The organism is Longimicrobiales bacterium (genome assembly GCA_035764935.1).
GTDB lineage: Bacteria > Gemmatimonadota > Gemmatimonadetes > Longimicrobiales > RSA9 > DASTYK01.
Genome location: DASTYK010000036.1, coordinates 1 through 11,259 on the forward strand (window position 1 = coordinate 1; position 11,259 = coordinate 11,259).

The window sequence follows — 11,259 nt, forward strand, 5'->3', positions numbered from 1 at the left end:
GCGGTGCGCCGGAGTCGCACGGCGCGGTTCCCGGTCTGCACCGCTGCCGGGACGAATCCGTCCCGCGAATGCGACTCGCGCCCGCCCGGCGAGAATGCGGGGAAAACCCGAAGTCGTTATCCGACATCATGTTATGCAGCAACTCGAAACGGGCGTGCAACTCGCAGAGGCCTTTCCACGTTCCAATGGGAGTGGGGCAATCGTCTGAGAGGTGCTGGACCCTTCCCGCGGAGATATGGAGATGGCTCGATCAACCGACAGAACGAGTGCTGCTCTGCTCGTCGCCACCGTGGTCCTGCTTGCCGGGTCGTTTGCCGGCTTCAGCTTCGGCGCGACCGGCAGGGACCTGCGTAATGCCAGCCAGGCTACACCCCTGCTCCTGCAGTCGGCAGCAGCCACACCCAGAGATTCGGCGACACCGTGTGCCGATCCGGAGCACCGCAACGATGTGCGCCCGGCCCTTTCCGCACAGCCGGCTCCCGCGCCGCTCCCTCCGCGCCCCCGTCCCATCAGCACCTGACGCACGGCCACGACCTCGTGGCCAGACTCCCCGCGCTTTCCACCCGCCCGTCCTTGACCGCGGCCGCCGTGACTTCCTATTATTAGACAAATATCTAAATGTGGGATGCCATGGGTCTGGACGATACGATGCGGGCGCTGGCGGATCCGACGCGCAGGGAGATTCTGCGGCGGCTGCGGGAGCGCGACATGACGGCGGGCGAGATCGGGGCGTTGTTCCCGATCACGGCGGCGTCGACGTCGCATCACCTGTCGGTGCTGAAGGAGGCGGGGCTGGTGCAGGCGGAGCGGGAGGGGCGGAGCATCGTGTACTCGCTGGACTCGACCGTTTTCCAGGAGCTGCTGGAGGAGATGCTGGAGTTCTTTGGTGTGGGAGGTGAGCGGTGAAGCGGAAATGGGCGGGTCCGCTGCTGATCGCTGCGATGGTTCTGCTGGCGCTGTGGGCGTTTCCGCGGCTGCCGGCGGAGGTGCCCTCGCACTGGAACGCGCAGGGGGAGGTGGACGACTGGTCGAGCCGGTGGATCGTGCTCGTGCCGCCGGGCATCTCGCTGCTGGTCTGGCTGCTGATGCAGGGACTGCGGCGTGTGGACCCGCGGGCGCCGAATTACGAGCGATTCGAGCCCACGTTCTGGCTGATCGTGAATCTGACGATCCTGATCATGGCGGTGGTGCACGTGATGACGATCGGCGCGGCGCTGGAGTGGCCGCTGCCGGCCGTGGACGTGATCATGATCATCAGTTTCGGTGTGCTGCTGCTGGTGCTGGGGAATGTGCTGCCGCGTGTGCGCTCGAACTGGTGGATGGGGGTGCGGACGCCCTGGACGCTTTCCAGCGAGCGGGTCTGGCGTTCGACGCACCGCCTGGCCGGGCGCACGTTCGTGCTGGGAGGGCTGATCGTGCTTTCGGGACTTCTGCTGCCGTCGGAGTGGCGCTTGTACCTGGTGATGGTGGCGATCGGGGTGAGCGCGCTGGTGCCGGCGGTCTGGTCGTGGTTCGACTGGCGCCGGGAGCAGCGCGGCCCGCCTGACCCGGGTCAGGCTGCGGGGAATCGACTGCCGTAGCGCTCGATCCATTCGCGCGCTGCGGCCTCCCTGGTGAGTGAGCGTCCTTCCGCGGCGACCTGTCTCCGGTACTGCTCGATGGCGCACACCTGCTCGACCATGCGGGCGCGGAACGCATCGTTCTCGTCGAGGAACTGGACACCGACACGGCAGCTGCCGTCCTCGCGGCGAGCCCATACCACCTGGGCCCGTGCCGAGAATGGCGGCTGCACGTAGTCGATGCGGACCTCGACGAGGGAGCCGATCGGCAGGACGTCGTCGGACAGGAAGGACAGGCCGCCGACGCTGACGTCGACACCGGTACGAGTGTGCGGCGACTGGCCGGCAACGCTGCGGATCTCGATGGGCACATCGGCCGTGTGGCGGATGAAGCGGCGTCGTGTGTCGCGATGGGTCTCGGAATCGTGCACCAGGGCCTCCGTGGCAGGGGGCGGCATCGCCGTAGCAAGATGCGTTCGCGCGCGTCGCGCACACCAGCCCGCTCTTGATCGCCGGCCGGGGCGGTCGAATCTTACCTTACCGCAGTGGCGGCAGACCCGCTGTCTCAACGCAGCCGGAGCGTGCCGATGGATCTCACCGACGTCCAGCAGCTGATGGCTCACATGGGGTGGGCGGATGCGCTCGCCTGGCGCTGCGTGCTCGGCGCTCCCGTCGCGCACGACGACGATCGCGTGCGCAAGCTCCTCGTGCACATCCACGTGGTGCAGAACGCGTACGTCACGATCTGGAAGCGCGAGCCGCTGGCCCTGCCGGATGCTGATTCCTTGCCGAAGCTCGAGGACGTGTACGACTGGGGACGCGCGCAGCACGAGACCATTGCGGGCTATCTCGAGCGTCTTACGGCCGGCGCGCTGACACGGGCGGTGAGCTTTCCGTGGGCTTCGGAGCTCGGTGAACAGTACCCGCAGCGCTACGGTGCCACGCTGGCCGAGACGTTCCAGCAGGTTGCGCTGCACTCCGCGCACCACAGGGGGCAGCTGCTCACGCGCCTGCGGGAGCTGGGTGCGAAGCCGCCGCTCGTGGACTTCATTGCCTGGGTGTGGCTGGGCAAGCCGCGGCCGGAATGGCGGCCCGTCCGGATGCGCGCGTGAGTTGCGCGCACTGCCCTTCGGCCGCACTCTCCCGACGTTCCGCCCGCCTCATCGCAGTGACGCCCATACTCACGGAGACAACGACGTGGAGCGCCCCGTTCTTCCGGTTGCCGCCGCGCACGCCGTGCGCCGCCTGCTGCCCGCTGTCCTGCTCTCGCTCGGCATGCCCCTGCTCACCGGTTGCGCCGCGTCGTCCGGCGCGCGCCCGACCGACGACGCCGGGGCCAGTGCGGCATCCATGGCCGCGCCGGACGGGGTGCGGACCGATTCGGTCACGTTCCTCCGTGTGAACCAGCTCGGCTACATGCCCGGAGCACCCAAGGTCGCCGTGGCGTGCTCCCTGGCACCCGTGGAGCTGGCGTCGTTCCAGGTGGTCGACGCTGCCGGGCGCACGGTGTTCGGCCCGGCCCGCGCCGAGCCCGGCGGGGAGTTCGCCGGCTGTGCCGCAACCCACCGGCTCGATTTCAGCGCCCTGGATCAGCCCGGCGAATACCGTGTCGTCTCCGGCGACCTCGCATCTCGCGTCTTCGAGGTCGGGGCGGACGTTTACGCCGGGGCGGCGGACACGCTGCTGTACTACATGCGGCAGCAGCGCTCCCTGTTCAATCCGCTGTTTCGCGACTCCGTGCACCAGCACACGGACGGCATTCTCGTCGATCATCCGACGCGTGCGGGTGAATTCATCCCGGTTGCGGGCGGTTGGGCGGATGCGGCGGACTACCTGCAGTACGTGACGACGTCCGCACACGCGACCGTGATGATGCTGCTCGCACACCGGGACCACGCCGATGCGTTCGGCGACCTGTTCGACGCGGCGGGGCTGCCGGGCGCGAACGGTGTCACCGACGCGCTGGACGAGGCGCGCTGGGGGCTCGAGTGGCTGGTGAAGATGTACCCGGAAGACGACCTGCTGCTGAACCAGCTAGCGGACGACCGCGATCATAACTTCCCGGACCTGCCGACCACGGATTCGTCGGATTACGGCTGGGGCAGGGGCGGCTACCGGCCGGTCTACCCGTGCACCGGCAAGCCGCAGGGACTGCTGCAGCACAGGAACCGCGCGGACGGCTACGCCTCCACGGCGGGCAAGTTCGCATCGGCGATGGCGCTCGGTGCGCAGCTCTTCGCCGAACGGGACCGTGCGTTCGCCGACACGCTTGCACGCAAGGCGGAGGCAGCCTACGAGCTGGGCCGTCGCTACCGTGGCGCGTGCCAGACCGCCCCCGGCGCGGCGCCCTACTTCTACGAGGAGGCGAACTGGGTCGACGACATGGAGCACGGTGCCGCGCAGCTCTACGCGCTCACGGGCGAGGAGCGGTACCGCACCGAGGCGCTGGAGTACGCCGCCGCCGAGCCCGTCACCCCCTGGATGGGCCGTGACACCGCGCGCCACTACGAGTTCTTCCCCTGGCACAACCACGGGCACTACGAGCTCTGGCGTGCCGCGCGCGACGCCGCGCCGGGCACGGTTCAGCACCTGGCCGGCTACTACGCGCGCGGCCTCGAAGCGATCCGGGCGCGGGCGTCGAACAACGCGTTCCGTGTCGGCATCCCGTTCATCTGGTGCTCCAACAACCTGATGGCCTCGTTCGCCACGCACGCGTACCTGTACCGCACCATGACCGGCGACGAGCGCTACCGCGAGCTGGAGGCAGCCGCCGTAGACTGGCTGTTCGGCGTGAACCCCTGGGGCGTGTCGATGGTCATCGGCTTTCCCGCCGACGGCCGCACCTCGCGCGACCCGCACTCCATCATCGCCCGGCAGCTCGGCGTCGAGACGCAGCTCGGCGGACTGCTGGACGGGCCGGTGTACCGCTCGATCTACGAGAACCTGATGTACATCCGGCTGCTCGATCCGGACGAGTACGCGCCGTTCAACACGGGCTTCATCGTGTTTCACGACGACTTCGGCGACTACTCGACGAATGAGCCGATCATGGATGGTACGGGGAATCTGACGTATCTGCTGTCGGCTTACGGTCGACGCTGAGACTTGTTTTGGTTTCACCGCTGAGGCGCGGAGGGCGCTGAGTTTTTTCGCACAGAGGTCACAGCGGACACTGAGTCGGAGCCGGCGTCATTTGTCAGCTTCGCTGCTGACGACATCCCCTTTTTGTAGTTGCTTTCCGATGCCGTGCAGGTGACGAATTGCGATTCACGATGCCGGCCGCGAAGCACAATACAAAAAAGCATGTGGCTCATGCGAAGAGGTTACGCATGACAACGAACATGCACTCAGTGTCCGCTGTGACCTCTGTGCGAAAAAACTCAGCGCCCTCCGCGCCTCAGCGGTGAAACAAAATCACGATCCCTCCGGAAACAGCGACACCCTCACGTATCGCTCCAGCGACAGGTACTGCCGCGCCGCTTCGCTGATCGCCTCCGCTGTCAGTGCATCGATGAGTGCGCGCTGGCGCTCCGGAGAGATCGGCTCCTCACCCGTCAGCAGGCGAGCGGACAGGTTGGACAGCCAGTAGCCGTTCTGGCGCAGCCCCTCCTGGAGCTCGCGCCGCTGGATCTCCTGCACGTGCTGCACGGTCTCGGCGGTGGGTGGCTCCTGCTGCAGCCGGACGATCTCTGCGAGCGCGGCGGCCGCGAGCGTGTCGAGCGAGTCGGGTGACGCGCCGAAGCCGAGGGTGACGGAGTAGTTCTCCCAGGGCGTGTGCGAGTAGCCGGCGCCGACGCTCACGCCGTAGGTGCCGCCGCGCTCCTCGCGCAGCTCGTCGCGGAGCCGGATCTCGAGAACGTCGGCGAGGGAGCGGAGCAGGTGGCGGTTGCGCTCGTCGTACTCGAATGGGCCGGTGAATACGATGCGGGTCATCGCCTGCGGCTCGAGTCCCTTCCGCACGACCTTTTCGATGACGCCGTCCGGCGGTCGCACGCCGTGGTCGATCACCTGCTCCGCACCGGGGCGGGTGGGCAGGGATCCAAGGTACTGCTCCACGAGGGGGCGCAGTGCGGCGGTGTCGATCGTGCCCACGAAGGTGAACGCGAAGTCGTCGGCGTCCGCGAAGCGCTCGCGGTAGAAGGCGAGCGACTCGTCGAGCGACCAGTCGCGTATCGTGGTCGTATCGATGCGGACGTTGCGCGGATGGTTCTGCGTGAGCGTGCGCGCGAGGGTGTCGCCGAACGCCGCCTGCGGCGATGCTGCCTGGTTCGCGAGCACCGCCTGCATGCGCTCGCGCAGTGACAGGAACGCGGTGCTGTCGACGCGTGGCGCCGTGAACACGAGGTGCACGAGCTGCAGTGCCGTTTCCATGTCGCTGGGCGCGGCGGCGCCGCGGATCTCCTCGGTCGTGCCGCCGACGCCGGGCGAAACCGACACGGCCTTGCCCGCAAGCGCCTTCTGCAGCTGTGTCGCGCTGAACGCGCCGAAGCCCATGGTCTGCACGGCCGGTGCAGCCAGTGACGCCGACAGCAGCTCCTCGGTCGGCGCGTGCGAGGTGCCGCCCAGGCTGACCCCGCTGAACAGGACCTCGTCGTCCCGGAAGTCCGTGGGCTTGACCAGCACGCGGATCCCGTTGGCCAGGATCCACTCGGTCACGCCGATGCCGTCGAGCGTGCGTGTCGCGACGACGCGGCCGGCGTCCGGCAGGCGCGGCAGCAGCGGCTCGGCCACGGCGTCGTCGTCCCATGCGGCGATCTGTGCTGCGCCGACGCGCGTTTCGATTGCGCGCAGTTCGTGCGCGCCCGGCGGCTCGAGCCCCTGCTTCTCCGGCATCTGCACGACGATCGTCCGACCCGGCTGGCTCAGCCAGTCGCCCGCAACGGCGTTCACGTCGGCGAGCGTGACCGCCGGGAGGATCGCCTGCACCTGCCGGTACTCCCACTCGATGCCGGGCGCAGGCTCGCCCTCCAGGAAGTGGCGCGCGTACTCCGCGGCATAGGTCGCGGAACTGGTCTTTTCGCGCTCCGCATGTGCCAGCTCGTAGCTGCGCAGCAGGTTCGCGCGCGCACGCTCCAGCTCCGTTGCGGTGAAGCCGTGCCGCGCAACCCGGGTGGCTTCCGTGAGCAGCGCTTCCAGGCCGCGCACCACGCCGGTGTCCGGCACGATTGCGGCGAGCACGTACGCATCCGCGGCACGCACGAACGCGCCGGTTTGCGACGCGGCGCCGACGAACGGCGGATCCGCGGACTGCGCGAGCTCCGCAAAGCGCGCGTTCAGCATCGCATTGTACAGCGACGCCACCAGGTCGTCGCGGAAGGCTGCCTCGCTGTTGGTCTCGCGCGACGGCCGCAGCCAGTAGACCTCGACCCGCGTGTTCGTCGCCTCGACATCCGTGGCGATCACCACGCGCGTGCTGTCCGGTGCGGTGAGCGCGTGTGCCGGGCGCTCGGCAGCCCGAGGTGTCGGTGGCACCCTGCCCAGCTCCTCGCGCAGCATCGTCTCGACCGTGCCCGCGTCGAAGTCACCGACCGCGATCACCGCCATCAGGTCCGGGCGGTACCAGCTCTCGTAGAAGGCGCGCAGTTCCGCAGGATCGAAGGACTCCAGGCTTTCGCGAGTGCCGATCGGCAGCCGCTCGCCGTATGCAGACCCGGCGAAGAGGACGGGGAAGATCTGCTGGCGCATGCGCTCGGCAGAGCCCTGTCCGAGCCGCCATTCCTCGATGACGACACCGCGCTCCTTGCGTACTTCCGCCGTGTCCATCGTGACGGCATGCGCCCAGTCGCCCAGGATGCGGAACCCCTGCCGCAGGAAATCGCCGCTGTCGGTCGGCACCGTGAGCATGTACACGGTCTCGTCGAAAGACGTGTACGCGTTCAGGTCTGCGCCGAAGCGCATGCCGATGCTTTCGAGGTAGTCGATGATCGCCTGCTTCTCGAAGCGTTCCGTCCCGTTGAACGCCATGTGCTCGACAAAGTGCGCAAGCCCGAGCTGCGCGTCCGTCTCGAGCACGGAGCCCGCGTTGACCACGAGGCGCAGCTCGGCCCGCTCCTCGGGGCGCGCGTTCGCCCGGATGTAGTAGCGCATCCCGTTCGCCAGCGTACCGGTGCGCACGGCCGGGTCCAGGGGCAGCGTGTCGGCCGGTGACGACGATGTGAACTCCGCGGGCGCCTGTGCACGCGCGACCGGCACGGGGAAGAGCAGGGCAAGTGCGAGGAAGAACGGCAACGAAATGACGGGACGTCGCATGGATCCTCCGGACATGTGAGACGAGCGGGACTATACACGCAACGGCACGGATGGTACCACCTGCCGCGTCGGCCGCAGTCGCGCGATGCCCGCCACGCACCTTGCCGGAATCCCGGGAGCGGCCGCGAGGCGACGCCCATCGACGCCGGGTCCGGAGGCACACGCTTGCGCTACCCGCGCCCGGGCGGCAGCTTCGCGGCGTCGCCTGCTCCCCCGCAGGCCGCCCCTCACCGTCGCACTGAAGCCATGCGAATCCACCACCCGTCGACGACACGCGCGCTCACGCTCCTCGCGGCTTGCGCGAGCGCCACCGGCTGCCGCGGCTCGCTCGAGCTGGCGCCGAGCGACGCGCCCGCTGTCCTCGCGCGTCACACCATCGATGCGCCGGATCCTGGGCAGCGTGGGCCGTTTGCCGTGCGTACGCTGTACTACGGCAGCGGGGAGGACCGTCGGCGGCCGGAGTACCGCGACTCCGTGACGATCCGCACGAGCAGCGTCGACGCGTCGAAGCTGGTATCGCTCGGTGACGCCGCGGGCTCGCGCAACCGCTACTGGGGCTTCACGCCAAAGGAGTTTCCGCGCAACGCGCGCGTCTGGTATCCGGACGGGGAAGGACCGTTTCCGCTGGTGCTCGTGGTGCACGGGAATCACGACATGAAGGATTTCTCCGATCCCGGCTACGACTACCTCGGTAACCTCCTCGCCAGTCGCGGGTTCATTCTCGCCTCCATCGACCAGAACTTCCTGAACGGCTCGATCCGCAACGAGAATGACGCGCGCGGCTGGATGCTGCTCCAGCACCTCGCGCTCTGGCGCACCTTCAACGACAGCACCGGCAGCCCGTTCCACGGCAAGGTCGACATGGAGCGCATCGCCCTGATCGGCCATTCGCGGGGCGGCGAAGCGGTAGGACATGCGGCGGCATTCAACCGGCTCGCGCATTACCCGGACGACGCCAGCGTCGAGTTCGACTTCGACTTCGGCATCCGCTCGCTGGTCGCGATCGCACCCGTGGACGGCCAGTACAAGCCCGCGGATCGCTACGTCCCGGTGAGCGACGTCAGCTACCTGGTCTTTCATGGCTCGCACGACGGCGATGTCACCAACTTCGCCGGGCTGCGCCAGTACCAGCGCGTCGAGCTCGGGGCGGACGACTTCAAGTCGGCGGTGTACGTCTACCGCGCGAACCACGGGCAGTGGAACACGGTATGGGGCGCACATGACAGCGGACCGCGCAGCGGCCGGATCCTCGACCTGCGCGGCCTGCTGCCCGCGGCGGAGCAGCGTCGCTTCGCCGAAGTGTTCGTCTCCGCGTTCCTGGAAGCAACGCTGCGCGACGACGACCGCTACCTCCCGCTCTTCCGTGACCACCGCGTCGCCGGTGACTGGCTGCCACCGACGATGTACATCACGCGCTTCCAGGAGGGCACGTTCCGACCGCTCGCGCGCTTCGATGACGATATCGATGTCACGACCGGCTCCGCGCCGGGCGTGACGCTGCGCGCCGACTCCATGGCGACGTGGAAGGAAGGTGGGCTGCAGATGCGCTCCGCCAACAGCGCCGCCGAGGGCACCACCATGCAGAACTATGCGGTGACGCTCGGCTGGAACAACCGCATCGCCGGCGACGACACGACGCGTTCGGGACCGCCCGCCCGCTACGTGGTTACGCTGCCGGAAACACTCGCGGCGGACTGGGCGCTCGACGGGAATGCGACACTGCAGTTCCTGCTGATGCCGACCCGGGACATGCCCGCGCCGCGGGCGGATCCGGATACGGCTGCAGCAGACTCGATCAGGGGGCCGGACAGGGGCGCTGCCCGGCGCGGCGCATCGTCCCGGTCGCGCTCACCACGTGGCGACGATGACGAGCTGCCGCCGGTGGACCTCACCATCGAAGTCGCGGATGCGTCCGGCGCAACGGCGCGCGTCGCACTGTCGGCCTACGGGCCGGTACGGCGGCCGCTGTCGATTCGCGTCTACCGCCGCGGAGACTGGGAAGAACGTTTCGCGTCCGACAGCGAGATGGTCCTGCAGACGTACGTGATCCCGCTCGCCGACCTGCAGGGTGTGGATGCGCGCACGCTGCGCGAGGTGCGCTTCGTGTTCGACGTCGCACCGGCCGGAACCGTCATTGTCGACGATATCGGCTTCGGTCGACCGGATCCTGCGTTCCTGCGGGCGCCGCTGGCAGGCACCCGATAACGGGCAACCACGCCTTCCGCGAACGTCAGCGCAAGCGTATCGCGAACCGGTGTACGCGTGACGTGGGCGCGTCCTCGTACGGGGCATAGGCGTAGTCCAGCGCGATACGGTCGCCGGCAAAGCCGGCGCCGAGCGTGAACGGGGTGGTTCCGCCTTCGGGATCGCGCAGCCCCGCGCGCAGCAGGAAGGTCCGGCCAACCACAGGCCAGTAGCCGATCTCGATGCCGCCGCCGGGCAGCACGGTGCCGTCCTCCCGCACTGCCACGGTCGCGGCGGCGCTCAGGTCCAGCGGCCCGACAGCCACGGTGCGGGCCGTGGCGGCCGACAACGAAGCACGCGCGGGGAGGGCAAGGTCCAGGGCGTCGCCCTGCAGGCGCGGACCGAGGTGCTGTCCCGCGACCACCAGCCGCACCGGGCCCACCGCGCGTCCGATGCCGACGTCGAAGGCGGGGCCGCGCACGCTCGCCGCGCCTGTACGCAGGTCCAGCAGCTTCGCGGCGACGGACAGCTCCAGCTTCCATACGCGGTGCGCATAACCGATCGTGGCTACGCGCTCGCTGATCCGCTGCGCACCCGTTGCACCGAGCAGGGCTTCCGCCGCGCGCGGATCGTCGTAGGCGACGTCGCCCTGGTACTCCAGCGTCTGCAACCCGCCCGCCAGCGCCCCACCCCACCATTCGCCCGCACCCGACACCGACAGCGCCATGGCCTCCGGCGACCACCACGCACCGCCCAGCGCGAACCCGCGCAGTGTGCTGCTGAACGCGGGCGCATGGAAGAGCGCATCGGAGTCGGCCGGGCCGCCCGGAAACGCGTTGCCGAGTGCGAGCGCGCGCGCACTCGCGGGCAGCTCCAGCAGACGCATGCCGTAGCGCTCCTGCCCGCTCGCGGATGTCGCACTGCAAAGGGCGGTCGCCAGCACGAGCAGGCAGGCGCCGGAAAGACGTCGCATCGTCGTGGCTCCGTTGGTCGGGCGGTTGGTGTCAGAGTCCAGGGCCGGCGCGCAATTCTATCCGCGCCCGCTTCCCGGCGCACCCCACCGCAGCGGACTTGACCGCACCCCCTCCCCGGTTGACATTTAGAAATACATCTAAATGTGGAGGCGCGGATGAGGAGGATCTGTGCGGTACTCGGCGGGGCGATGGTGATCGGGGCGGGCGCCGGCGACGTCGCGGGGCAGGGAACCGGCGGCTGGCAGCCACCGGCGTACGCGGATACGAGCGCGTTCGTGGAGCGGGAGCTGACG

Annotated in this window: 8 protein-coding genes; 5 read left to right on the forward strand and 3 right to left on the reverse strand. The window is 68.8% G+C overall.

The annotated features are described in order from the left end of the window. The first annotated feature begins 630 nt into the window (after window positions 1-630). Together VFU06_02770 and VFU06_02775 are read left to right on the forward strand one after the other, a co-directional pair. On the forward strand, window positions 631-906 hold the full coding sequence (locus VFU06_02770; GenBank protein ID HEU5208312.1) for an autorepressor SdpR family transcription factor: 276 nt from the start codon (window positions 631-633) through the stop codon (window positions 904-906). Then, window positions 903-1,580: an SdpI family protein gene (locus tag VFU06_02775; GenBank protein HEU5208313.1), complete on the forward strand. Its 678-nt coding sequence runs from the start codon at window positions 903-905 to the stop codon at window positions 1,578-1,580. Before VFU06_02770 ends, VFU06_02775 begins: the two co-directional genes overlap by 4 nt. On the opposite strand, the gene VFU06_02780 is transcribed toward VFU06_02775, so the two are convergent. Further along, on the reverse strand, window positions 1,553-1,990 hold the full coding sequence (locus VFU06_02780) for a PilZ domain-containing protein (protein ID HEU5208314.1): 438 nt from the start codon (window positions 1,988-1,990) through the stop codon (window positions 1,553-1,555). The two genes, VFU06_02775 and VFU06_02780, sit on opposite strands and share 28 nt — an antisense overlap. Window positions 1,991-2,146: 156 nt before the next feature. Here VFU06_02780 and VFU06_02785 point away from each other — a divergent pair, with 156 nt between their 5' ends. Together VFU06_02785 and VFU06_02790 are read left to right on the forward strand one after the other, a co-directional pair. Next, window positions 2,147-2,671 (forward strand): DinB family protein, encoded by a 525-nt coding sequence (locus VFU06_02785; protein HEU5208315.1) that lies wholly within the window; start codon window positions 2,147-2,149, stop codon window positions 2,669-2,671. An 85-nt stretch (window positions 2,672-2,756) separates the two neighbouring features. Beyond that, window positions 2,757-4,661, forward strand: a complete 1,905-nt coding sequence (locus VFU06_02790) for a glycoside hydrolase family 9 protein (GenBank protein ID HEU5208316.1) — start codon at window positions 2,757-2,759, stop codon at window positions 4,659-4,661. Window positions 4,662-4,973: 312 nt separating this feature from the next. Here VFU06_02790 and VFU06_02795 read toward each other — a convergent pair whose 3' ends face one another. After that, complete coding sequence (locus VFU06_02795) at window positions 4,974-7,808, reverse strand: insulinase family protein (GenBank protein HEU5208317.1); 2,835 nt, start codon at window positions 7,806-7,808, stop codon at window positions 4,974-4,976. A gap of 246 nt (window positions 7,809-8,054) precedes the next feature. On the opposite strand from VFU06_02795, the gene VFU06_02800 reads away from it, so the two are divergent. After that, on the forward strand, window positions 8,055-10,013 hold the full coding sequence (locus VFU06_02800) for a hypothetical protein (GenBank protein ID HEU5208318.1): 1,959 nt from the start codon (window positions 8,055-8,057) through the stop codon (window positions 10,011-10,013). A 25-nt stretch (window positions 10,014-10,038) separates the two neighbouring features. On the opposite strand, the gene VFU06_02805 is transcribed toward VFU06_02800, so the two are convergent. After that, window positions 10,039-10,965 (reverse strand): hypothetical protein, encoded by a 927-nt coding sequence (locus VFU06_02805; protein ID HEU5208319.1) that lies wholly within the window; start codon window positions 10,963-10,965, stop codon window positions 10,039-10,041. Between the last annotated feature and the right edge of the window lie 294 nt (window positions 10,966-11,259).

Bases quoted from the DNA above. Each gene is read 5' to 3' on its own strand.
- VFU06_02785 (HEU5208315.1), top strand. From the start codon at position 2,147: ATGGATCTCACCGACGTCCAGCAGCTGATGGCTCACATGGGGTGGGCG.
- VFU06_02795 (HEU5208317.1), bottom strand. From the start codon at position 7,808: ATGCGACGTCCCGTCATTTCGTTGCCGTTCTTCCTCGCACTTGCCCTG.
- VFU06_02800 (HEU5208318.1), top strand. From the start codon at position 8,055: ATGCGAATCCACCACCCGTCGACGACACGCGCGCTCACGCTCCTCGCG.
- VFU06_02805 (HEU5208319.1), bottom strand. From the start codon at position 10,965: ATGCGACGTCTTTCCGGCGCCTGCCTGCTCGTGCTGGCGACCGCCCTT.
- VFU06_02770 (HEU5208312.1), top strand. From the start codon at position 631: ATGGGTCTGGACGATACGATGCGGGCGCTGGCGGATCCGACGCGCAGG.